The organism is Caballeronia sp. ATUFL_F1_KS4A, from assembly GCF_023630905.1.
GTDB classification, from domain to species: Bacteria; Pseudomonadota; Gammaproteobacteria; order Burkholderiales; family Burkholderiaceae; genus Caballeronia; species Caballeronia zhejiangensis.
The window spans coordinates 135,887-158,008 of the sequence record NZ_JALQEB010000037.1 but is presented as its reverse complement, the minus strand read 5'-3'; the positions used below and the strand labels follow the sequence as shown (position 1 = coordinate 158,008).

Here is a 22,122-nt window from a genome sequence, read left to right as displayed (position 1 = left end):
TAACATGACTTCGCGACCGTTCCACGGCGTTTCGGCTAGTTGCGGCGCGCTCGCGGCGTCACGCCCGGCGCCGCGTTCGCGCGCCGATCCTATTTCGACAACAGCCCGAACACGGCGACGCCGTTCTTCGTGCCGACATACACCTTGCCGTTCGCGATCATCGGCGTGATGAACTTGTTGCCCGCACCGAACTGGTCGCGCGTGCCGGCGTCGTTGCTGCTGTAGAGCTGGCGCGCGAGATTGGCCGCGTCGTAGGCGCGCAGCGCGCCTGTCGCGCCGTTCTCCGCCGCCCATAGAATGCCGTTCGCCGTGCCGTTCGCGGAAATGCTCGGCGTCGCGCCGGGGAAGCCGAACGCATTCGACGTCTGACTCGTCGACGTCGCCGAAAGCAACGCGTTGCTGACCGCGAACGCCCGAATGCTGTCGCCGACCGCGCCGAAATAGACCGTGTTGTTGAAATACGCGGGCGCGCCGAACATCGCCCCGCGAATCTGGCCGACGAGTTCCTGATAGATGTGGTCCGCGTTCGAATCGAACTTGCCCATCGAGAAGCGGTTCACGACGTAGATCGTCGAGTTCTTGCCCGCGCCGATCGCCAGATGCCGGACCGTGCCGCCCGCATCGGTGAAGTCCGGCAGCACCATCGCGCCGCCGGAACCGAGATCTTCGTCCTCGTTCGACTCCTGCACCGTGTTCGACGGCTCGAAATAGTCCTGCACCCTGAGCGGCGACGTTTCCAGCCGCAAAAAACCGTTGCCGAAGTTGCCGTTGATCGGCATCTCCTGCGCGTTTTGCGTCGGATCGAAGGTGCCGTTGGCGTCGAGGAAAAAGATCGCCTGGCCGTCCGATGCAAGGCCCGCGCCGCTCATCCAGATCGAGCCCATCTGGCCGTTCGGCGTGAGGTTCAGCACGCTCGCCTGTTGCAGGGTCGCGGCGTCGTAGCCCATGACCCAGCCGGTGTACGGCATGAAGTCGCAATGCGAAGTCCACGCCGTGTAGACGACGCCGTTCAGCAGCAGCAACGCCGCGCGCTCGGCGTACTGGCCGGGATCGAACGTCAGCGTGCCGTTCTGGCTGCCCGCGCCGTTGCCCGGATACGTCGCCCGGATTTCGGTGGGGCCGTTGAAGAGCTCGGCGCCCGTCGCGACATCGAGCGCGTGAATGCGCTGGTGATACGCGCCCGACGCATCCTTCGACATGCCGACGACATACATCGCGCCATTCGGGCCGCGCGTCCGGTCGATGACCGGCGTCGCCGTGACACCGATTGTCGGCGTGATCTGATGACAGTTGTGGTCGTCGCTCGGCGACTCGCCGCTGCCGAGCGTCGAGACTTTCCACAGCACCGCGCCGCTGTCGGCGTCGAAAGCGTAGACGCTGGCGTTTTCCGTCGCGACGTAGAGCACGTTGCGCGTGCCGCCCGCGATCGGTACGCCCGCCAGAAAGAGCGGCTGCGCGTCGACGGCGCCATCGACGGAAAAGAGCGCGAGCTTGCCGAAAGTACGCTGATTGACGTTCGCCGGCGTGAGGACGGTTTCCGCGAGTTGCTGTCCGGTGCGCGCGATGTCGTTGTGCCAGGTGACGACATCTTTCGACACCGCAGCCAGAGGCGCCGATGCCCCCGCCGGGCTCGATGCCCCCGACGGGCTCGATGCCGCCGCTGGCGCGCCGCCGCTCGCCGCAGACGAAGTGGCGCTATCGCCGGAACCGCCACTGCACGCGACGACGATCGCCGCGATGAGCACAACGGCGCCGATCGCCGCGATACGAGCCGGAAAGTGCGTCTTCATGTGGATGCTCCTTCAGAGCGTTTCGCCTTTGCGTACGGTCAATTCCCCGAAAGATATTTGTTGCAATGCGTCATAATGTGCTAACCTAGGGTTATTACCTAGTTAGTTACCCCAGTACGGAGTTCATCATGGGAATCATCGCTGCCACGCCGATCGCCCTCGTTTCCTTCATCGTCGCCGCCGTCCGCAATGCGCTGAGCGCGCGCGCGAAGGTCAGCGCGCTCATGGCCGAGGCTTATCGCCGGACGTAACGTGCAGGCGCGGGAGAAAATTCCCGCGCTTTTTTTCGCATTCACTGCAACGTATAGGCAATTACATAATCGCCCGCCTTCGTGCCGAGCGAGCCATGACCGCCCGCCGTCACGAGCACATATTGCTTGCCGCTTGCATCGGCGTAGCTCATCGGCGTGGCCTGACCGCCCGCCGGCAGACGCGCCTCCCACAGCTTCTTGCCGTCGCGCACGTCGTAGGCGCGCACGTATTGATCGAGCGTGCCCGTCAGGAACGCCACGCCGCCCGCCGTCACGATCGTCCCGCCGAGGCTCGGCACGCCGAGCGGCATCGGAATCGGCAGCGGCGCGCTGTCGACGATGGTGCCGTTCTTGTGCATCCACGCAATCTTCTGCGTGCGCAGATCGACGCCCGCGATGTAGCCCCACGGCGGCGCCTGGCACGGAATCCCGAGCGGTGAAAGAAACGCGCTGATCTCAAAGCCGAACGGCGTACCGCGCGCGAGCTTGATGCCGCTCGTTTCGCTGCCTTTCTTCTCGCCGTTGTCCTCGGGAATCTTGTCACGCGGAATCAGCTTCGACGTGAACGCCATGTAGTCCGGATTCGCGATCAGAATCTGCCGCACCGGATCGACGGAAATCCCGCCCCAGTCGAATACGCCGAAGTTACCCGGAAACACGAGCGACCCCTGCTCCGACGGCGGCGTGTACGGCCCGTCGTAGCGCAGGCTCCTGAACTTGATGCGGCACCAAAGCTGATCGAACGGCGTCGTGCCCCACATGTCCGCCTCCGTCACGCGCGGCGGGTTGAAGTTGAGCGCGGAAACGGCCTGCGTCGGCGCGGTGTGATCGCCTTTCGCCGCGCCGCCCGGCACGGCGACTTCGCTGATCGGCACGATCGGCTGGCCGGTTTCGCGATTCAGCACGTAGATGCTGCCCTGCTTCGTCGATGCGATCAGCGCCGGCTGCGTGCCCTGCGCCGTCTGCAGATCGACGAGCGTCGGCTGCCCGCCCACATCCATATCCCACAGATCGTGATGCGTGAACTGATAGTTCCAGCGCAGCTTGCCCGTCGCGGCATCGAGCGCGACGACGCCCGCGCCGAACTTCTCGGCCTGTGGCGTGCGCTCGCCGCCCCACTGATCGGGCGTCTGGTTGCCCATCGGCAGAAAAATCATGCCGCGCTTTTCGTCGACGCTGAACATCGACCACATGTTCGGCGAATTGCGCACATAAGTGCCGCCCGCCGCGATCGGTTCGGTGGCGTCCGGATTGCCTGGATCCCAGTTCCAGACGAGATGGCCGTCATTGACGTCGAACGCGCGGATCACGCCCGACGGCTCGTTGTTCGATTCGTTGTCGGTCACATGACCGCCGACGATCACGAGATTGCGGAACACCGCCGGCGGCGAGGTCGAGTAATAGCCGCCCGGCGTGAACGGCCCGATATTCGCGCGCAAATCGATTGAACCGTTCTTTCCGAAGCTCGCGCACGGCTTGCCGGTGTCCGCGTCGAGCGCGATCAGGCGGGCGTCGGCGGTCGGAAGGAACAGGCGATGCGGACATTCGGCCTGCGCCGTGGTTTGCGCGGGCGTCTGCACGGGCGCGGACGCTTCCGTGGGCGCGGATGCGTCGGCAGGCGCGGAGGCCGCATCGGCTTCGGCGGGCGCGCTGGCTTCGGGCGCGGCGGCAGCGGGCATCGGATGCATCGACGCATCGTAATAAGCGACGCCCCGGCAAGTCATGTGCTCCCAATGCTTGAACCCGATCGGACTCTGAATCTGCGGATCGAAACGCCACTTTTCCTTGCCGCTCGCGGCATCGAGCGCGATCGCCTTGCTATGCGGCGTGCACAGGAAAATCGTGTCGCCGACCTTGAGCGGCGTGTTCTCGTCGGTGGTTTCGGTCGGATCGTCGGGGCCGGGCATGTCGCCGGTGCGATACGTCCACGCCACCTTCAGCCGATGCGCGTTATCCGGCGTGATCCGGGCGAGCGGCGCGTAACGCTGCGCGAGCGGCGAGCCGCCATAGTCGACCCAGTCGCCCGGCGCGCGGCCGGTCGCGGCGTTGGCATCGGGCTGATTGGCGTCGGCGGCGACGTTCACGTCGATGCGCCCCGGCCGGTCGTGCGGATGATTGAACCAGGTGCCGACGCCGAGCAGCAGCGTGAGGATGATCGCGGCGGCGAGCGGCGTGCGCGCGGCGCGCGATGTCGAAGGCGGCCCGAACAACGCGCCGCGATGCACGAACGGAATCAGCAGCCAGATCGCGAGCAGCAGCCAGATCCACAGGCGCGGCATCAGTTGCCAGAAATCGAAACGCACTTCGACGACGGCCCAGATCGTCGAGGCGAACAGGAACAGCGCGAAAAGCAGCAATGCGGAGCGCCGCCGGATCAACAACAAGAGCCCGGTCAGCAGGATGGCCGCACCCGCGATCACGTAGTACCACGATCCTTTGAGCGCAACGAGATACGCTCCGCCCGCCGCCAGCAACACGCCGATGACGATAAACACAATGGCCGTAAAGAACGTGAGCGGACTGAGTCTGCCGTTGCCAGCCATGCTGAATCCTCCGTGACGATGAAAGGCGGAACACGGCCGTCGCGCGGTCGAGGTTCGGACGCTGTCGCGTGGAGGAACGGAGCAATCGCTGTGCCGTTCGGCGGGGAACGGGCGCGTGCGAGGCGTGCTGACGGATGACTTGCCGAATGAAGCTTAAATCACAGCGCCCGCGGCCAGAGCCCGCCGTGCGCGCTCGCGCGCATGACGCCTGCGACGAACGCCGCCTTCAGATCGGCGCGTTCGGAGAAACGCGGCGCATCGAACCACGCGAGGAAATCGTCGCGCCAGACGCCCCAGGCGTTTTCGTCGAAATCGAAGTCTTCGTCGAGGCGGCCGTTGTCGCGCAAATAGGCGCCGACCACTTGCGTGCCGTTCCAGTACGCGACGGCGACATCGCTGAGATCGGCCGTCACGCCGCGCGGCAGATCGCGCAGCATCATCGCGACGTGCGCCTTGAACGATTTGAATTCGGTCGGTCTCATCGCCTGCTCCGCTTCAAAAAAGTGCGTGAAAAAACTGCGTGCGCGTGCCCGTTCATTTGAACACGCCCTTGTTCAAGTCTTTTTCGAACGCGGCGGTCCATTGCGTGCCGTGTCCGATGCGATATTCGCGTTCCTTCAACGTGGAACGGCGCGTGATGGTGACGACGCCCTGCAACGGATAAACATCGTCCACGACATCGGACGCGCCGCCTTCGTGGACCAGAAAATCGCTCTCGTCGAGCCGATGGCGCGCGAGAATCGCGAGGAAATCCGCTCTTTCGTCCGGCGCGATCACAGTCATGTCGCCCTCCATGATCGAATGCTGCTTCCATTCAAAGTAGCACACGCGCGGAGGAACGTCGGCGCGTATCTTGCGAGGAGCGCGGGACGGCGCACGCGCTTTTTCCGGGAGTCGATAGCCGATGAATCGCAAAACGATGTTTCTATGCGCAGCGGCGCTGGCCGTCTGCACGCACGCACGCGCCGACGACGCCGTCTGCGGCACGCTCGAAAGCGCCACGAACGGGCAGGACGGCATGATCGCGCTGCGCGAAGGGGAAAGCGTGAATTTCTGGCGGGGCGGCGCCGTGCGGCACGGCGCGCTGCATGTGTACAAGGACGGCGAGGTGTATCGCGTGTACTGGCAGCCGGAACGAAGCGGCGATGTCTACGTGCTCGCGAACGAAGGCACGAGTGCCGTGCGGCTCATTCTGACGCCGCCGCGCGGCACGAAAGTCGATACGGGACCAGGCAGCCTTCCGCCGCAGAAAGTGCTGTCCTGTCCCGCGATGTAGCGATTTACTTCGCCGCCAGCACCTTGCCGATGGCATCGGCGACGATCTGCACGTTGCTGTCGTTCAGGCCCGCGACGCACATGCGGCCCGAGCGCAGGATGTACACGCCGAATTCCTCCTTGAGCCGGTCGGCCTGATCCGCGACCAGACCCGTGTACGTGAACATGCCGCGCTGCTTGATATACCGCGTGAGCATCTCGCCGCGAACGTGATCCTTCAGTCCGTCGTGGATCGCCTGACGCATGCGCGCGATGCGCTGGCACATCGACGCGAGTTCCTTTTCCCACGACTGTTTCAGTTCGGGCGTGTTCAGCACATGCGTGACGATCTTCGCGCCGTGCGTCGGCGGATTGCTGTAGTTCGCGCGTACCGCGCTCGTCAGCTGGCCGAGCACGCGATCGGCTTCGGCGGCATCGTCGCAAATGACGTGCAGGCCGCCGCAGCGCTCGCCGTACAGCGAGAAATTCTTCGAGAACGAATTGGCGATGAACGCCGGCACGCCACGGCGCGCGAGTTCGCGCACGGCGAACGCGTCGTCGTCGAGACCGGAACCGAAGCCCTGATACGCCATATCGACGAACGGCAGCAGATCGCGCTTTTGCAGCACGTCGATGATCTTCACCCATTGCGCCTGATCGAGATCGACGCCCGTCGGGTTATGGCAGCACGCGTGCAGCAGCACGACGCTCTTCGCGGGCAGCTTGTCGATGGCGTCGAGCATCGCATCGAAGCGCAGTCCGCCGGTGGCTTCGTCGTAATACGGATACGTGTTCACTTCGAAACCCGCGCGCTCGAAGATGAAACGATGGTTCTCCCACGTCGGATCGCTCACCCACACTTGCGACTTCGGAAAGTAGCGCTTGATGAAATCCGCGCCGACCTTCAGCGCGCCCGATCCGCCGAGCGTCTGCACGCTCGCGATGCGGCCATCGGCGCGCGCCGGGCTGTCGTTGCCGAACACGAGCGCCTGCACGGCGTCGCGATAATGCGCGAAACCGGCCATCGGCAAATACGGTTTCGGGCCGAGGTCTTTCAGGATCGACAGTTCCGCCTCGCGCACGGCCTGCATCACGGGCAGACGGCCTTCGTCGTCAAAGTAAATGCCGATGCTCAGGTTGACCTTATTGGTGCGCGGATCTTTCTGGAAGTTTTCGTTCAGCGACAGGATCGGGTCGCCGGGGTAAGCATCGATATGTTCGAACATGGTGACTTATAGGACGAGAGAGGACGAGAGATCAGCAAGCGCGGCCGCGTCAGTCTCCGCGCGCGGCCCGAGTTTTGAGATAGTAGCCGATTCCGAGAACGGCCAGCCAGACCGGAATCAGGTACACGGACAGGCGCAGATCCGGAATCTCGTACATCACCCAGACGATGCCCGCGAGAAACGCGAGCACGACGTAGTTCGTGAACGGATGCAGAAAGCTCGGAAACGAGGTCGCTTCGGCGTTCGCGCGCTTCTGCCGGCGGAACATGAGATGGATGATGCTGATCATCGCCCAGTTGATGACGAGCGCCGACACCGCGAGTCCCATCAAGAGGCCGAACGCGCGCCCCGGAATCACATAGTTGATGACGACGCACGCCGCCGTCACCAGCGCCGACACCGCCAGCGCCGCGAGCGGAATGCCGCGTCCGCTCACGTTGAGCAGCGCGCGCGGCGCGTTGCCTTGCTGCGCGAGGCCGTACAGCATGCGGCTGTTCGCATAGACGCCGCTGTTGTACACGGAGAGCGCGGCCGTCAGCACGATCACGTTGAGCACGTTCGCGACGACCGTGCTGTTCATCTCGCGGAAAATCAGCACGAACGGACTGCCGCCGGTCGCGACCTTGTCCCACGGATAAAGCGAAAGCAGCACGCCGAGCGCGCCGACATAAAATATCAGGATGCGATAGATGACCTGATTGGTCGCGCGCGGAATGCTGCGCGACGGGTCTTCCGCTTCCGCCGCCGTAATGCCGACGAGCTCCAGCCCGCCGAACGAGAACATGATGACGGCCATCGACATGACGAGCCCGTGCACGCCGTTCGGAAAGAAGCCGCCGAGCCGCCAAAGATTCGCGACGCTCGCTTCCGGCCCCGCCTTGCCCGACGCGAGCAGCCAGCCGCCGAACAGGATCATGCCGACGATCGCCGCCACTTTGACGATCGCGAACCAGAACTCCGTCTCGCCGTAGGACTTCACGCTCGTCAGATTGATCGCGTTGACGATCACGAAGCACGCGAGCGCCGATATCCACATCGGCAATCCCGGCCACCAGTACTGCATGTAGATGCCCACGGCCGACAGCTCCGCCATGCTCACCAGAATGTAAATGGCCCAGTAGTTCCAGCCGGAGATGAAACCGGCGGCGTGGCCCCAGTATTTATCGGCGAAATGGCTGAAGGAACCGGCAACCGGCTCGTCGACGATCATCTCGCCGAGCTGACGCATGATGAAGAACGCCATCAGCCCGGCGATCGCGTAGCCGAGCAGCACGGATGGCCCGGCGAGCTTGATCGTCTGCGCGACGCCGAGAAAAAGCCCGGTGCCGATCGCGCCGCCGAGCGCGATCAACTGGATGTGGCGACTCTTGAGTCCGCGTTTGAGTGTGTGCGGCGAGGGTGTTTCGTTCGTCGTGGGTGAAGCCATGTCGATGTCTGTTGCACTGCAAAAATTACTGCGTTCATGGATCGAACGATCGCGCGTATCGTTTGATCCGACCTTTTAGTCTGCTTTTTGGTAAGAAACTGTTGTTTTTTCGTGCGGATGACCCCACAAGCCGCTGCAAAAAAGGCCGATTATCAGCGGACGGATCTGCGATTTTACCGCCCGGCGGCCGCAAAGCCTTGATGGGCGGGCGTATAGCAGCCGTGCTCCGAATCGCGGAAACGGACATCAAACGAATTGAGGCCGGAATCAGGGCTTGTTCGGAGGATTACTCGAGGCGTCGCGGCGTGAGAATCGCATCATCCACTCACGACGGGGGTCGCCATGTATCAGACGATGGAAGGAAACGCCAGGCCGCATCGAACGGCGCAGCGTTTCGGCGAAGGATCGCAGGACAGCGCGGCGACACAAGCGGAATTGCTGAGCGCGCTGCAGTCGGTGTCGGACAACATCATGCGTCTCGCCGGGAAGCTGCACGGCGATCCGAACGCCACCGACGACGATGCAGAGACCATTACCGAGCAGCATGCGTTCGCGCAAGAGCTGATCGGACGTTTGCTGGCGCTGCCCGCGTCGCAAACGTAACGGACCAACAGGGCCAACAGAAGGCGGGCAGCGGTGACGGCAAAGCCGCCCGCGCTCGGAGCATCGGGGAGAAGGATATGAGCTACTTGACGATCATCGCGGTGGTCTGGGCTGTTTGCGCGGTGGGTGCGGTGTTGTTCATCCGCGGCGCGGCGCAACGCAATCACGAACCGCTGCGCAAGCAGAGCGAACGCGAGCCGGTCGCGCCCGCGTCGAAGGATTTCAGTCGCCCGGCCTGACCCGATGACACGGCGAAGCGCCCACACGCTTCGCCGTGAAGGCATCGGCCTTATTTGATCGCGGCGACTGCTGCGCGCAAGCCCAGCAAGTAGCTATCGACGCCGAAACCGGAAATTTGCCCTCGCGCGATTTCCGCGAACACCGATTTGTGGCGGAACTCCTCCCGCGCGTGCACGTGCGACATGTGCACTTCGATGATCGGCGCCTTCAGGATCGCGAGCGCATCGCGGATCGCGTAGCTGTAGTGCGTCCACGCACCCGCGTTGATGACGATCGCATCGACGTTTTCTTCGAACGCGCGATGAATGCGCGAGCACATCTCACCTTCGATATTCGTCTGGTAGCACTCCACCTCGACGCCGAGTTCCTTGCCGAGCGCGGCCATCTGCTCGTCGATTTGCGCGAGCGTCGCCGTGCCGTACTGCTTCGGGTCGCGCTTGCCGAACATGTTGAGGTTGACGCCGTGCAGCGTCAGGATCTTTGCCATGTGATTTCCTTGAACTGGAAGGGGAATTGAAAAGATTCAGGCGGTCTCGACGATCCTGCCGCTCGTGGCGGCAAGAACGATGGCCTCGGTGATCCGCAGATTCTGCAGTCCGTCGCGCGCGCTGACAATAGGTTCGGCTTCCCCGCGCGCCACGCGCCCGAAATGTTCCATCTGATGCGCGAGCGGATCGTCGCGCTGCATCGCCGCGACGTCTTCGTCGAACGGCTTCCACCATGATCGATCTTCGGCCTTCGCGTAGGACTTGAGACGCATCGTCGGCACGGAAAGCGAGCCGAACGTGCCCGCGATCACGTAGCAGTCTTCGTCGGGATACGTGGAATACGCCTTGTTCTCCTGCGACGTCTGCTCCCAGCTTCGCGGGCACGCGGCGGTGTCGGACAGCATGAACGTGCCGAGCGCGCCGCTCGCGAAACGCAGATTGATCGCGACCGTATCTTCGACGGGAAAGCCGCGCGTCGCGTGCGATGCGAACGCCTGCACCGCGACGATATCGCCGCACAGCATCCGCAAGTTGTGCACCTCGTGGATCATGTTGAGCAGGATCGGCCCGCCGCCCGGCTCGCGTCGCCACGGCGCGCTGGCGTAATACTCGTCGGGCTTGAAGAACACCGCGCTGCCCATCACCGCGACGAGCTTGCCGAGCCGCCCTTCGTCGATGACCTGCTTCGCGCGCGCCATGATCGGGCTGTGCGCGCGATGATGGCCGATCAGCACTTTCGCGCCGGAACGCTCCACTTCATCGACGAGCATCCGCGCTTCCTCGACCGTCGGCGCGATCGGCTTCTCCAGCAGGATCGGCACGCCCGCCGCGATGCACACGCGCGCATGTTCGACGTGCAATTGATTCGGCGTCGCGAGCACGATGCCGTCCGGGCGATCCTTCGCGAGCAGTTCGTCGAGCGTTTTGTAGAGCGGCACGCCCGCCTTCTGCGCGATGTCGACGGCGGCGGGCGCCGGATCGACGATGGCCGAGAGCGTGCACGTCGTGCTCGCCTGCGCGACGCCCATGTGCGCCTGACCGATATAGCCCGCGCCCGCCACCGCGATACGCGTCTTGCCTGAGTCTGTATTCACTTCGATTTCACCGTGTTGAAAAAGCGCGAGTTCACCCCGGCGGCGCTGTCGCGCGCCGCCTGAGCAAGGAAAGAGGACATGAGCTTCAGGAAGTGCGCGCGTTCGCGACCGATTCCGCGCGCAGGCGGTCGTACTCGGACTTCTCGACCGGCCGCGCGTCCGGCTCGCCGAGCTGGTTGAGCGGAATCCGGTACGTCTCCCGCGCGCTCCACGCGGCGATCGCCGAGATGATCGTGACGGCGAGCGTGATCGAACCGATCATGACCGGAATGTTCGTCGATCCGGGCGGCGCGACGCTCGCGAACAGCGCGGGCAACAGCGCCGTGATGGTCGTGCCGATGTTCTGCGAGATCGCCATCGCGGAGACGCGCGTGCGCGTCGGGAAGAGTTCGGGATAGAAGCTCGGGAAGATCGCGTTGTAGCCCTGATAGACGATGCCCCACATCAAGAGCGACGCGACGATCGCCATGCCGACGTTGTGAATGCTGATCGCGTAGAGATACAGATACGACAGCAGCCCCGAGGCGATCGCCCCGACGATGATCGGCGGCCTGCGCCCGATCTTGTCGGAGAGATTGCCGACGATCGGAATCACGATGACGGCGAGAATATTGCCGACGACCGGAATCCACAGATACACGCTCTTGTGAAAGCCGATGCCGTACGCCGCCTGCACCGCATACGCCGCGCCGAAGATCGTCGCGACCACGGGAATCACGTTCATCAGCGCCATGCAGACGACGCGGATCATGTCGGGCAGGTTGTACTTGAAGGCGTCGACGATTGGCGAGCGCGGCACCGCGCCCTTCTCGCCTTCCTTCTCGAACGCGGGCGTCTCGTGCACTTCGCGCCGGATGATGTAACCGGCAACCAGCACGAACGCCGAAAGCAGGAACGGAATGCGCCAGCCCCATGAATTGAACGCGTCCTCGGGCATGTAGTACGCGAGCGGCAGGAACACGGCGGCGGCGAGAATCTGTCCGGCCTGCACGCCTTGCAGCGTGAAGCTCGCGAAGAAACCGCGGCGTCCGAATGGCGCGTGTTCGAGAATCATCGAGCTCGCGCCGGAGATTTCGCCCGCGACCGCGAAGCCCTGGACGAGCCGCAGGATCACGAGCAGCGTCGGCGCGAGCATGCCGACGCTGTGATACGTCGGCAAAAGTCCGACGGCCATCGTCGAGAAGCCCATCAGGAACATGCACAGCACGAGCACGGTCTTGCGGCCGTGCGTATCGCCCCAATGACCGAGCACGAATGCGCCGATCGGACGCGCCACGTAACCGACGCCGTAGGTCGCGAGCGACGCGACGATCGCCACTTTCGGATTGCCCGAAGGAAAGAAGAGTTGCGGAAAGATCAGCGCGGCGGCTTGCGCGTAGATGAAGAAGTCGTAGTACTCGAGCGCGGAGCCGATCCAGCCGCTCGCGGTCGCCTTCTTCGTCTGCTTGTGGTGCTCGGCGTGCGACCCGCCTTTTGCACCGGGTGAGAGAGAGTTCGTGTCCATGACGTCTCCTTTTATGAATCGCCCGACGGTTTCTGTGGCCATCTTTCCGCGAAACTGCTTCTTTCATCCTCACCGACGACGCCTTCGCGGCATGGCGCGCAGGACATCAAACATGATCGTCTCTGAAACGAAAGCTTTCGATGAGGCAAAACCCGGCGTCAGGCCAGGTTGAAAGACTTGAGCCCTAAATTACTATGTCCGCGCGAAAACATAATCCGGCTCGAAGGAAAGTCAGAATGCGCTCTCAGCGAATAATCGACGCTCACCACGCCTGAGCCGCCGCTAAGTCTTGCCTAAAGAACACGCAGACGCCGCCGTATACACGATTACCGGCGGTGATCGCATCACCGCCGCCTTCGTATTCATCCTCTCGCCGGCCCGGTCTTGCGTATGTCAGGCAATCCGTCCTTGATCGATTCGATTCTGGCCACGCCGGCGACCGCGGATGGACGGATCACGCCTGCAGTTCGCGCATCGCTGCTGTCGACGCTTGTCGAAGACATCCGCCCGCTGCTGCTGTCCGGCATCTCCGGCGCGTTCGTCGCGATGATCGCGCTCGGACGCCAGCTGTCCCTCTGGACGATGCTCTGGCTCGCCGCCGACGCGCTTCTGCTCGCCACCCGCCTTTCGATCGTCGGCCGATATCGCGCGTTGAGCCGCACGGACGCGCCGCAGCCCGGCCGGTGGGCCGCGCGCTATGCGCCGTTCGGGCTGCTGGCCTGTCTCGTGACGGGCCTCGGCGCGATGGGCTGCGTGATCTCGGGCGACGCCGTGCTCGCGTCGCTCGCGATCATGGTGACGGCCGGCCTGCTCGGCGGCGTCGCGTCGCGCAACGCGGGCACGCCGCATCTGGCGATCGCGCAGGTGTGCCTCGGCGCGCTGCCGATCGGCGTCGGCGGGCTGTTCGGGCCGTCCGGCTACTGGATTCTCGTGCCGCCGCTCGTCCTCTATATCGCCGCGATGTGCGCGGTCGTGCAGCGGCACTATCGCGGCCTCGTCGCGCTGATGACCGCCAAGGAAAGCCACGCCGAAATCGCCACGCGCTTCGACGCGGCGCTCGCGCACATGCCGCACGGCCTCTGCACCGTGGATGCGTCGGGCAGGGTGGTGATCGCGAATCGCAAGGCGGCGGAGCTGTTCGGCGCGACCATCGACATGCTGCGGCTGAACGTGTCGCTGCCGGAGTTCATCGGCTATGCCGCGCTCGCGAAATTCGGCGAGACGCCGCGCGCGCAGCTTGCCGAGCGATGCGCGCAATGGCTCGAAAGCGGCCATCCGACGCTCGACCTGCCCTTGCGCGACGGACGGCATCTCGAACTGAGCCGCAATCCGGTGCCCGACGGCAGCGCGGTCATCATCATCGAGGACGTGACGGAGCGCCGCAAAGCCGAAGCGAAAATCCTGCAATGGGCGCATCACGATTCGCTGACGGGCCTGCCGAACCGGCGCTATCTCGGCGACCAGGCCGGGCGTCTGATGGCGGGCGGCGCGGGCCGCGAGAAAGTGACAGTGATGTACGTCGATCTCGACGGCTTCAAGCACGTCAACGACACGCACGGCCACAATGCCGGCGACGAACTGCTGAAGCTCGTCGCCGACCGCCTGCGCAACGCGATGCGCCGCGGCGAGCTGGTCGCGCGTCTGGGCGGCGACGAGTTCGCGATCGTCGCCACGTATATCGCGCACGCGGCCAACGTGGTTTTCGCGCGCAAGATCATCGGCGAGCTGTCGGCGCCGTACGCGCTCGAATCCGGGCAGACGGTGCGCGTGGGCGTGAGCGTCGGCATCGCGCTGGCGCGTCCGGCGGAGTCGTTCGAAAGCGCATTGAAGCGCGCCGATGCCGCGCTGTACGAAGCGAAATCGGAGGAACGCGGCACCTATCGCTTCGCCGATCGCGACGGCGACTCCATCGCGAGCGACGAACAAGCCGTCGCGAACGACCGCGGCCGCGCCTGGTAAGCGAGCCTACGCCTCTTCCGGCCCGGCGATCAGCGCTTGCTCGTTCGACGCGCGCCACGCGTCGAGCCACGCTTCGAGCTTCGCGGGGGGCAGCGGCCGGCTCAGGTGATAGCCCTGCGCCAGATCGCAGCGCAGCGCCTTCAGCCGCTCCAGCATCTCTTCGGTTTCGACGCCTTCCGCGACGACCTTCAGTCCCATGTTGTGCCCGAGATCGATTGTCGAGCGCACGATGGTTTCATCGTCCTTGTGCTGGAACATGCCCATCACGAACGATTTGTCGATCTTCAGCTCATCGACGGGCATGCGCTTCAGATACGACAGCGACGAATACCCAGTGCCGAAATCGTCGATGGACAGGCGAATGCCGAGCGCGTGCAGCCGGTCGAGCGTCTCGATCGCGTGATTCGGGTCGTCCATGATCGCGCTCTCGGTGATCTCGATCCAGATCGAATCCGGCGCGACGCCGTGCTTGTCGAGCAGTCCCTGGAAGATTTCGGGCAGCGTCGACTGGATCAGCTCGCGCGCCGACACGTTCACCGACACGGCCAGCTCGATGCCCTGCCTGCGCCACGCGGCGCATTGCGCGATGGCCTTGTCGGCGACCCAGCGCGAAATCGTCTTGATGTAGCCGGTCTGCTCCGCGAACGGGATGAACTGGTCGGGCGAGACGAAGCCGCGCGTCGGATGATCCCAGCGCACGAGCGCCTCGACATATTTCACGCGATGCGTCGCGAGATCGACCTTCGGCTGATAGTAGAGCGTCAATTGATCGTGCTCGACGGCCTGCCGCAGCTCGCTCATCAGCGAAAGACGCTCGGCGTTGTTCTGGTCGTGACGTTCGTCGTAGAGCGCGTAGCCGAGATTCGAGCGCTTCGCCACGTACATCGCGATATCGGCGCGGCGCAGCAGCACGTTCATGTCCGTGCCGTTCTGCGGAAACGTGACGATGCCGATGCTCGCGCCCACATCGACGAGTTGCCCTTCGATCGTGATCGGCTCTTCGAGCGCGTTCAGCATGCGCGTGGCGAGAAGACGCGCGGACGCCAGATCGTCGGTCGGCAGAAGGACGGCGAATTCGTCGCCGCCCAGACGCGCGACCGTATCGGTCTTGCGATGCAGCGCCGCGCGCAGGCGCTTCGCCACTTCGCACAGCAGCATGTCGCCGATCGGATGCCCGAGCGTGTCGTTCACGTACTTGAAGCGGTCGAGGTCCATCATCATCACGGCGAGCGGGCGCTTGCTCCGCGTCGCCGCGCCGATCGCCTGCTGCAGGCGGTCGTTGAAGAGCGCGCGATTCGGCAGGCCGGTGAGCCGATCCATGTACGCGAGCTCGGTGATGCGTTTCTCGCGCTCCGAAATGCCGTCGCGCATCTGATTGAACGCGCGCGCCAGCTCGCCGATTTCGTCGTTCTGGCGAATCTCGATGGGCGCGGCGTAATCGCCCTGCCCGATGCGCTTCGAAAACTGCGTGAGCGCCGCGATCGGCCGCGTGACCGAGCGCGCCATCAGCACGCTGCCGACGATCGACACGAGCACGCCGAGCAGCGTAATGAGCAGCAGCGTCGTCTGCAGGCGCTTGAACGGCGCGAGCGCCTCGTTGAGCGAGCGTTCGAGCAGCACGGCGACCGTGCGCCCTTCGGAGTGCAGCCGCATGACGCGCGTCGCGTAGCCGTTCGCGGCGAGTTGCGCCTGATCCGTCAGCGCGTCGCGTGCGTCGTGGGGGAGCGAGCTTGCGAGCACGCCCCATTTGCCGTCGTCGCCGACGGTGAGAAACGACACGTCGAGCGACGTGAGCGAGCTCAGATCGCGTGCGAGCGCATCGTCGACCGCGAAGCCCATCACGACCCACGCGATCGCGATGGGCGCTTTCACCGGCACCGCGACGAGCTGATACGCGCGCGGCCCGATCATGCCGAACGACGACGCATCGCCCTTCGTCGCGACGGTCCTGATGAGCTTCGGGAACGGAAACGCCATGCCTTCGCGCCCGACGCCGCCGCTATCGGCGATCAGCTTGCCGTCGAGATCGACGAGCATCACGACGTCCGCATGAACGCGGTCGCCGTGATTGCGCAGCGCGGACGCGACCGTCTTGCTGTCGTGCGTCGCGACCGCTTCGCGAAAGCCGAAGTCGAGCGCGACCACGCTCGCCGCCTGCGTCAACTGTTCGCTATTGCCGCGCAAAATCTGCGCGAATACGCGCTCGGCCACCGACAGTTGCTCTTCGGCGTTGCGATGCGCGTTCTTCAGAATCACCGAGTTGATGACGAGAAACGCCGCCGCCTGCGCGACGAGCATCAGCACGACGAAGACGAGCGCGATTCGCGCGCGCAGGCTGTGAAAGAGCATCGTGACGGGCGTCCTATTCGGCGGGGCGCAGTTGCAGCGCGAATTTCACCGCGCCGTCCGCGTTGACCTTCTGCGTCGGCTGCGCGTTCGGATCGCTCTGGCGGAAATGCCACGCGATCACCTTGTACGCATCGGCGGGCAGATTGTCGATGGTCGCGGCGCCGTGCGCGTCGGTCTTCGCGAACCACGGCGTATCGACGATCAGCAGATACGCGACCATCGAATCGTGGATGTTGCAGCCCATCACGACGAGGCCGGGCTTGTCGAACACGACCGGATTCGCGGGAATGCCGTGATACAGATTCAGCTCGAAGCGCTTGGGCGGCGAGAACGAATAGACGTCGTGCTCGATGTTGTCCTTGTTCGGGAACGCCACCGACGCGCCCGTCTGCACGACGGAGACCATCGGCACGAAGCGCCGCTTGATCTGATCGATGACCGCGCTGGCGGGCTTCGTCGCGGGCGGCTTGCCGTTGACGGGCAGCGCATAGACGATGGCGTCGGGCACGGGCGCGCCGGCCTGATCGACCACTTGCACGCGCACGCTCCCGGCGTGGGCGATCGTCGCGCCGAACGCCAGCAGCGTGATGAGAAATTTGAGCATGTTCATTCGCGGTCTTGCACGTCGCGGTACATCGGCGCGAGCTTCGCCAGGAGGTTGTTTTGCGCGTGGAACGGCACGCCGTTCTTGTCCATCGCGGCCTGCAAGTCTTCGACGAGCGCGTTGAACGCGGCCCGGTCGATGTTCTGTCCTTCGTGCGTGCGGCGCATCGGGCGGCCGGTGTAGACGCACGGGCCGTCGAGCAGCACGCAGAACTGCTCGACGAGCTTCTGCTTGATGCGCTTGACGGGCGCGTTGTCGAAATACGGCGCGGTGCGCGGATCGGCGAGCACGTTGTCGTACATGTCGTCGACGATCTTCGTCAGCCCTGCTCGCTCGCCGAACTGTTCGTAGAGCGCGTCGTCGGCGTGCGCGTTCGCGCAGGCGAGCGTGAGAGCCAGCAATGCGGCGTGGCGGGTTTTCATCGTCAGAACCCCGCCTGCATCGAAACGTAGAGGCCGCGCTGATTCTTCACCGTCGCGATGTCGCCGAGCGCGACATACGCCGCCGTCAGCGAGACGTGCTTGTTCGGCGCCCACGCGACGAACGCGTCGTACGCGTCCTGCTCGCGCGCGAACGAGAGATTGTTCGGCTTCATCCGATATTCCCCGCCGATCGCGACGTTCTTCGTCAGCAGATACGCCACCGACGACTCGAATTCCGGGTGATACGCGTTCGACTTGTCGCCGCCGAACCCGAGCAGGCCGAACTGGTTCGCCTTCGTGAAGCGCAGCGTGCCGTTCAAGAGGAGGCTTTGCGCGAGCAGCAGCTTCGTCGCGGACAGATAGAAATCGGTGCCGGAATTGCTCGCCGCGCCGACCGCTTTCACGATATCGCCCTGTTCGTTGTGCTTGAACTGCAGCCCCGCGGCGATTTGCGGTATCCACGTGTCCTGATCGAGCACGGCGTCGCCGAGCAGCCGCACCTTCACGCCGAAGATGTTCTGATTGAACTTGAAGTTCTCGCCGAGGCCGAGTTTCGCGCCGACATCGCGCGTATCGAAACTTTGACGCGCGAGCGACAGCTCGACGCGATTCGCGACGCCGACGGTCAGGCCCCACGTGCCGAGCGCGTAATCCTGCGTGCGGATGTAGGTGCCGTGCGCGTTCGCGCCGAGTTGGCGCGCGGTGCCGTATCCGCCGATGACGGCCCACGGCGTGAGGCCGCCGCCCGCCGCGCCTTCGACTTCCGAGACGCCGCCCGTCAGCAGCAGCTTGCCGCCGGTGAGCGGCACGGCGGGCGGATCGTCGGCGAAAGCGGACGACGAGAACGAAACGAGCGACGCCACGGCCAGACTGGCGAGGCGCATCTTTGAGTAAATCTGACGCATGCGGGAGACATCGAGCGGTTGTCGGGGTTGCCGTCGCCGCCTCGGGGTGCCGCGCGACGCGTCGCGGCGAGCCAGGCGCTCTGGGAAGGTCACTCGCCAGGTAGGCGGCGCCTTTTCATATGCGTGTAAACGGCCGCTGACGGTCGAACTTGACGGCCGTTCGTCAGTTTTTGCGGGCCGAATGTTTGCAATCCGGGATGGGTCAGCGCGTCGGCCTAACCGTGGATCGTGTCGCGATGCAGGTCGCGCAGTTCGAGAAGGTCCGAGCGAATCAGCGAGACGTATGTCTCGACGTCCTCGACCCAGTTGCCCGCCTCTCTAAGCGTCGCGCGCAATTCCTCGCACTGATCGAAGAGCATGGACGGGCCGAGCACCGACAGCCCGCCCGCAAGCTTGTGCGCCCAGCGGCGCAGCGCCGGCGCGTCGCGCTGCGAGCAGATCGCGTCGAGCGCGGCGATGTCTTCGCCGATCTGCTGGACGAAGGCGGCGACATACGGCGCCGGCACCGTCGGCAATCGTGGCGGCGACGCATCATCGGCCGATGCGTTTCCTTCATCGACGGCTAACGTGCGCAACACGTCAGCGAGCACGGAGAGCGCAACCGGCTTTGTCAGATAGTCGGTGAAACCGGCGTCGCGACCACGTTGAACATCGGTCGCGCTCGCACTCGCGCTCACCGCATAGACACGCATCGACGGATCGAGGGCACGCGCGGCCGCCAGGAGTTGCGCGCCGTTCATCTTCGGCATGTCCATGTCGGTCAGCACGAGGTCCACGCGGTTCTTGCGCAGCAGATCGAGCGCTTCCTCGCCGTCGGCTGCTTCGATCACGGATGCGCCGAGCGTCAGCAACTGGTCGCGCAACAAACCTCGGTTGAGGCGATTGTCCTCGGCGATCAGCACTGTCGCGCCGGGATTCGCCGAAGCGGGTTGCAGAGGCGCCGACCGAATGGGCGACGCGGAGATCGCGTGATGCCCCCCGTCTCTGACAATCTGCACCGCTTCCCGGAACTCCTTGGCCGCGAAGATGCTGACGGCTATTTCGCCGTTCTCTCTCGCCACCGGCACGAGCGGGCCGTCCTGCGTCACGCGGATGACGCGCGCGCGATCTGTCCATCGCGCATCGATCTCGTCATCCGAGATTTCGTCGGTCGCGATGAGATAGTCGCAACCCTCCACGTTCGCCGCCGCGCCCTCGTTCGTGATGTACGTGATCGAACTGCGCTCTGCATCGAAGAGTGCGTCGAACCACTCGCGATGCTCGTTCGCCCGATACAGGATGGCGGGCCGGCCGACGAGCAAGGCATCGGCTTCGTCCGGCGACGACTCAGCCACTTGCAACGGCAGCGTGACGGTGATGCGCGTGCCGACGCCCTCCGTGCTTTCAAGCGCGATGCGCCCTTTCATCAGCCGGCACAGATGCTCGCAGATCGAGAGCCCGAGCCCGGTGCCGCGCGCTTGAGTCAGCCGGTGCGCGTCGCCCTGGACAAACGGCTGAAAGAGCATCTGACGCTGCGCATCCGGAATGCCAATGCCCGAATCGGCCACACTCAGTGCGAGCGCGCCGTCGACCCAGCGCGCACGCACGACGACCTTGCCCGAATACGTGAACTTGAGCGCGTTGCCAAGGAGGTTGTTGAGTATCTGCGCGACGCGAATCGGATCGAGCCATAAGCGTGACGGGCACTCGCGGTCGATCACGGCGAACAAACGCAAGCCCTGGCGATTCGCGATGGGCGAATGACCGACCATCACGCGCATGACGATGTCGCGTATCGACGCCGGCTCTTCGCTGAGACGCATTTCCCCGACGTCCATCTTCGAGAAATCGAGAACATCGTTCACAACTTGCAGCAGCGCGCCCGCCGACGCCTGCATCGCACCGACGCGGGCTTCCTGTTCCGCCGCCAGCGGGCCCCTGGCGACGAGTTCGAGATTGCCGACGAGCGACGACAGCGGCGTTCTGATCTCGTGGCTCATCGAAGCGAAGAAATTCAGCTTGGCCTTGGCGGCGGCGTCGCTGGTTTCCTTCGCTTCGCGCAGCAGGCGTTCGGCTTCGTGATGCTCCGTGATGTCGGCAATGGCGCAGAACAGCACATCGGTCTTGTTGACGACCGCCGACGTGTAGGAAATCTTCAGGTGACGCGACGACTGGTCCGCTTTCTCCGGCGTGCATTCGAATTGCCAGATCACGGCGGCGTCGCCTTTTGCGGGCAAGCTCATGCCATGTTGATGGAAGGCCACACATAGCGCGGCGGGCAGATGCATCGCGCTGGCATCGAGGTCGAGCAGGTTACGCGCGACCTGATTCGCGGCAATGGCGCTGAAATCGCTACGCAGCGCAATGCACAAACCGACCGGCGTCACCTGCACCTGCAGATGATTTAGAATCTCGCCTTCCACCGCACGGCAAGCCTGCTCATAGGTACGCGTCAGGAAGCGGTAGTTCCAGTATCGGTATAACGCCACGAGCATAGTTGAGAGCGCCGCTTCCACCAGAACGATAACCGACACTTCCGTACGCTTGACAGCGAGATTGGTCGCCGTCGGCAAGGAAACGACGATGTGGCCGACGCCGAGCGCAAGCGGTTCCATTCGCGCGCCCCATCCGTGTCCCATGATCCAGTGGGATACGCCAGGCGGCCCCTTCTCGAGATGTTTGTCGACGAATCGCGCGTCTCCCGATGCATCGCCCGCCAGCACCGTGCCATCGTCGCTAAAGATCGTTATTTCCGAATTGAGGGCGGCGGGCCGGACCAATTTCAGCACACGCTCGACATCGACCTTCGTGAAGACAAACGCAACGGGTCGATCGTTCTTCTCGACCACCATGAACATAACGATCGTCGAACTCTCGAAACCCAGCAGGGCCGGTGCACGGAACCATAGAACGCTATGTTCTCGTGCGACGCTTACGGGATCGAGGCCGCGAGAACTCATGGTGGCCTTGGCGGTATCGACGAGTGAGCGCAATCGTTCGGTGCCGGGTCCCTCATCGGCGTCGCGCTTGGTGAAAAATTCAAAACCATACGACGCGCTTCCGTCGAACCGTGCGAATTGCAGGGAGAACGGCAAGCTCCCGTCGGGAATAGCACGCAGTGCCGCGCTGCAAATCCGGCTCATCGATGCGTCTTCGCTGTCCGAAGGTAAGGGCGCGCACGGCAGCGCGGCCCGAGGACCGTTGGGCGATGGATGGTAGTCCTGCGGGGTGACTTCGAGGAGTAGCTCGCCTGTCTTCAGCATGTTGTAACGACTGAAGATACCGATATTCACGCCGCGCATGACGGACTGGACGTCGGCAAGCTCGGTCCTGAGCGTACTATTGACCAGAAAAACGATGGCCGCGAAAGCGGCACACATCGAAGAGAAAATCAGCAAGCCGATGGCGACCGCGAAAATGCGTCGCTCGCGTTTGAGATTGTCCTCGAGCATTCGCAGCATCTGCAGAGGAGAATCTCGCGATGC

At 64.1% G+C, this 22,122-nt stretch carries 19 protein-coding genes; 5 read left to right on the top strand and 14 right to left on the bottom strand.

Translation table 11 applies throughout. The features are described 5' to 3' along the window. Positions 1-89: 89 nt before the first annotated feature. Positions 90-1,790 carry an outer membrane protein assembly factor BamB family protein gene (locus NCS03_RS24320; RefSeq protein WP_008347413.1) on the bottom strand — a complete coding sequence of 567 codons (1,701 nt, stop codon included), beginning with the start codon at positions 1,788-1,790 and terminating at the stop codon, positions 90-92. 128 nt (positions 1,791-1,918) lie between these two features. Between NCS03_RS24320 and NCS03_RS31185 the strand changes: the two genes are divergently transcribed. After that, a complete protein-coding gene (locus tag NCS03_RS31185) occupies positions 1,919-2,041 on the top strand; it encodes a hypothetical protein (RefSeq protein WP_268811544.1) in 123 nt (40 codons plus the stop codon). A 41-nt stretch (positions 2,042-2,082) separates the two neighbouring features. Here NCS03_RS31185 and NCS03_RS24315 read toward each other — a convergent pair whose 3' ends face one another. From NCS03_RS24315 to NCS03_RS24305, 3 genes are all read right to left on the bottom strand, one after another. Next, the gene (locus NCS03_RS24315) at positions 2,083-4,584 is read right to left on the bottom strand and encodes a membrane-bound PQQ-dependent dehydrogenase, glucose/quinate/shikimate family (protein WP_250529968.1); all 2,502 of its coding nucleotides are present in this window, start codon (positions 4,582-4,584) and stop codon (positions 2,083-2,085) included. Positions 4,585-4,742: 158 nt separating this feature from the next. Continuing rightward, on the bottom strand, positions 4,743-5,066 hold the full coding sequence (locus NCS03_RS24310; RefSeq protein WP_250529967.1) for a hypothetical protein: 324 nt from the start codon (positions 5,064-5,066) through the stop codon (positions 4,743-4,745). A 52-nt stretch (positions 5,067-5,118) separates the two neighbouring features. Next, positions 5,119-5,367 (bottom strand): hypothetical protein, encoded by a 249-nt coding sequence (locus NCS03_RS24305; RefSeq protein WP_034472230.1) that lies wholly within the window; start codon positions 5,365-5,367, stop codon positions 5,119-5,121. 121 nt (positions 5,368-5,488) lie between these two features. On the opposite strand from NCS03_RS24305, the gene NCS03_RS24300 reads away from it, so the two are divergent. After that, a complete protein-coding gene (locus NCS03_RS24300) occupies positions 5,489-5,860 on the top strand; it encodes a hypothetical protein (protein ID WP_250529966.1) in 372 nt (123 codons plus the stop codon). Positions 5,861-5,864: 4 nt separating this feature from the next. Here the strand turns inward: NCS03_RS24300 and NCS03_RS24295 are convergent, their stop codons facing one another. Both NCS03_RS24295 and NCS03_RS24290 read right to left on the bottom strand, forming a co-directional pair. Beyond that, positions 5,865-7,064 carry an amino acid aminotransferase gene (locus tag NCS03_RS24295; protein ID WP_250437046.1) on the bottom strand — a complete coding sequence of 400 codons (1,200 nt, stop codon included), beginning with the start codon at positions 7,062-7,064 and terminating at the stop codon, positions 5,865-5,867. Between the two features lie 49 nt (positions 7,065-7,113). Further along, positions 7,114-8,490: an amino acid permease gene (locus NCS03_RS24290; protein ID WP_008347403.1), complete on the bottom strand. Its 1,377-nt coding sequence runs from the start codon at positions 8,488-8,490 to the stop codon at positions 7,114-7,116. Between the two features lie 342 nt (positions 8,491-8,832). Between NCS03_RS24290 and NCS03_RS24285 the strand changes: the two genes are divergently transcribed. Further along, entirely contained in the window at positions 8,833-9,093 is a 261-nt protein-coding gene (locus tag NCS03_RS24285; protein ID WP_008347402.1) for a hypothetical protein, read from the top strand. Between the two features lie 86 nt (positions 9,094-9,179). Further along, on the top strand, positions 9,180-9,332 hold the full coding sequence (locus NCS03_RS24280) for a hypothetical protein (protein WP_162483411.1): 153 nt from the start codon (positions 9,180-9,182) through the stop codon (positions 9,330-9,332). Positions 9,333-9,382: 50 nt separating this feature from the next. Here the strand turns inward: NCS03_RS24280 and aroQ are convergent, their stop codons facing one another. The 3 genes from aroQ to NCS03_RS24265 all read right to left on the bottom strand — a co-directional run bounded on the left by aroQ (position 9,383) and on the right by NCS03_RS24265 (position 12,419). Beyond that, positions 9,383-9,820: a type II 3-dehydroquinate dehydratase gene (gene aroQ, locus NCS03_RS24275; RefSeq protein WP_008347401.1), complete on the bottom strand. Its 438-nt coding sequence runs from the start codon at positions 9,818-9,820 to the stop codon at positions 9,383-9,385. A 36-nt stretch (positions 9,821-9,856) separates the two neighbouring features. Then, positions 9,857-10,915: a Gfo/Idh/MocA family protein gene (locus NCS03_RS24270; RefSeq protein WP_350029368.1), complete on the bottom strand. Its 1,059-nt coding sequence runs from the start codon at positions 10,913-10,915 to the stop codon at positions 9,857-9,859. Positions 10,916-11,000: 85 nt separating this feature from the next. Then, complete coding sequence (locus NCS03_RS24265) at positions 11,001-12,419, bottom strand: MFS transporter (protein ID WP_008347399.1); 1,419 nt, start codon at positions 12,417-12,419, stop codon at positions 11,001-11,003. A 390-nt stretch (positions 12,420-12,809) separates the two neighbouring features. Here NCS03_RS24265 and NCS03_RS24260 point away from each other — a divergent pair, with 390 nt between their 5' ends. Continuing rightward, positions 12,810-14,378 (top strand): sensor domain-containing diguanylate cyclase, encoded by a 1,569-nt coding sequence (locus tag NCS03_RS24260; RefSeq protein ID WP_250529965.1) that lies wholly within the window; start codon positions 12,810-12,812, stop codon positions 14,376-14,378. Positions 14,379-14,384: 6 nt separating this feature from the next. On the opposite strand, the gene NCS03_RS24255 is transcribed toward NCS03_RS24260, so the two are convergent. The 5 genes from NCS03_RS24255 to NCS03_RS24235 form a co-directional block, all read right to left on the bottom strand. After that, positions 14,385-16,727, bottom strand: coding sequence for a bifunctional diguanylate cyclase/phosphodiesterase (locus tag NCS03_RS24255; RefSeq protein WP_250529964.1), 2,343 nt, complete (start codon positions 16,725-16,727; stop codon positions 14,385-14,387). Positions 16,728-16,740: 13 nt separating this feature from the next. After that, on the bottom strand, positions 16,741-17,337 hold the full coding sequence (locus NCS03_RS24250; RefSeq protein WP_008347393.1) for a methylamine utilization protein: 597 nt from the start codon (positions 17,335-17,337) through the stop codon (positions 16,741-16,743). Further along, positions 17,334-17,753, bottom strand: a complete 420-nt coding sequence (locus NCS03_RS24245) for a group I truncated hemoglobin (protein WP_250529963.1) — start codon at positions 17,751-17,753, stop codon at positions 17,334-17,336. Before NCS03_RS24245 ends, NCS03_RS24250 begins: the two co-directional genes overlap by 4 nt. A gap of 2 nt (positions 17,754-17,755) precedes the next feature. Then, the gene (locus tag NCS03_RS24240) at positions 17,756-18,658 is read right to left on the bottom strand and encodes a DUF3034 family protein (protein WP_250529962.1); all 903 of its coding nucleotides are present in this window, start codon (positions 18,656-18,658) and stop codon (positions 17,756-17,758) included. A 215-nt stretch (positions 18,659-18,873) separates the two neighbouring features. After that, the gene (locus tag NCS03_RS24235) at positions 18,874-22,089 is read right to left on the bottom strand and encodes a hybrid sensor histidine kinase/response regulator (RefSeq protein WP_250529961.1); all 3,216 of its coding nucleotides are present in this window, start codon (positions 22,087-22,089) and stop codon (positions 18,874-18,876) included. Between the last annotated feature and the right edge of the window lie 33 nt (positions 22,090-22,122).

Excerpts from the sequence above, each read along its gene's own strand:
- NCS03_RS24250 (WP_008347393.1), bottom strand. The coding sequence starts at position 17,337 with ATGAACATGCTCAAATTTCTCATCACGCTGCTGGCGTTCGGCGCGACG.
- NCS03_RS24310 (WP_250529967.1), bottom strand. The coding sequence starts at position 5,066 with ATGAGACCGACCGAATTCAAATCGTTCAAGGCGCACGTCGCGATGATG.
- NCS03_RS31185 (WP_268811544.1), top strand. The coding sequence starts at position 1,919 with ATGGGAATCATCGCTGCCACGCCGATCGCCCTCGTTTCCTTCATCGTC.
- NCS03_RS24245 (WP_250529963.1), bottom strand. The coding sequence starts at position 17,753 with ATGAAAACCCGCCACGCCGCATTGCTGGCTCTCACGCTCGCCTGCGCG.
- NCS03_RS24255 (WP_250529964.1), bottom strand. The coding sequence starts at position 16,727 with ATGCTCTTTCACAGCCTGCGCGCGCGAATCGCGCTCGTCTTCGTCGTG.
- NCS03_RS24285 (WP_008347402.1), top strand. The coding sequence starts at position 8,833 with ATGTATCAGACGATGGAAGGAAACGCCAGGCCGCATCGAACGGCGCAG.
- NCS03_RS24265 (WP_008347399.1), bottom strand. The coding sequence starts at position 12,419 with ATGGACACGAACTCTCTCTCACCCGGTGCAAAAGGCGGGTCGCACGCC.
- NCS03_RS24240 (WP_250529962.1), bottom strand. The coding sequence starts at position 18,658 with ATGCGTCAGATTTACTCAAAGATGCGCCTCGCCAGTCTGGCCGTGGCG.
- NCS03_RS24320 (WP_008347413.1), bottom strand. The coding sequence starts at position 1,790 with ATGAAGACGCACTTTCCGGCTCGTATCGCGGCGATCGGCGCCGTTGTG.
- NCS03_RS24260 (WP_250529965.1), top strand. The coding sequence starts at position 12,810 with ATGTCAGGCAATCCGTCCTTGATCGATTCGATTCTGGCCACGCCGGCG.
- NCS03_RS24305 (WP_034472230.1), bottom strand. The coding sequence starts at position 5,367 with ATGACTGTGATCGCGCCGGACGAAAGAGCGGATTTCCTCGCGATTCTC.
- NCS03_RS24300 (WP_250529966.1), top strand. The coding sequence starts at position 5,489 with ATGAATCGCAAAACGATGTTTCTATGCGCAGCGGCGCTGGCCGTCTGC.
- aroQ (WP_008347401.1), bottom strand. The coding sequence starts at position 9,820 with ATGGCAAAGATCCTGACGCTGCACGGCGTCAACCTCAACATGTTCGGC.
- NCS03_RS24235 (WP_250529961.1), bottom strand. The coding sequence starts at position 22,089 with ATGCTCGAGGACAATCTCAAACGCGAGCGACGCATTTTCGCGGTCGCC.
- NCS03_RS24290 (WP_008347403.1), bottom strand. The coding sequence starts at position 8,490 with ATGGCTTCACCCACGACGAACGAAACACCCTCGCCGCACACACTCAAA.
- NCS03_RS24295 (WP_250437046.1), bottom strand. The coding sequence starts at position 7,064 with ATGTTCGAACATATCGATGCTTACCCCGGCGACCCGATCCTGTCGCTG.
- NCS03_RS24315 (WP_250529968.1), bottom strand. The coding sequence starts at position 4,584 with ATGGCTGGCAACGGCAGACTCAGTCCGCTCACGTTCTTTACGGCCATT.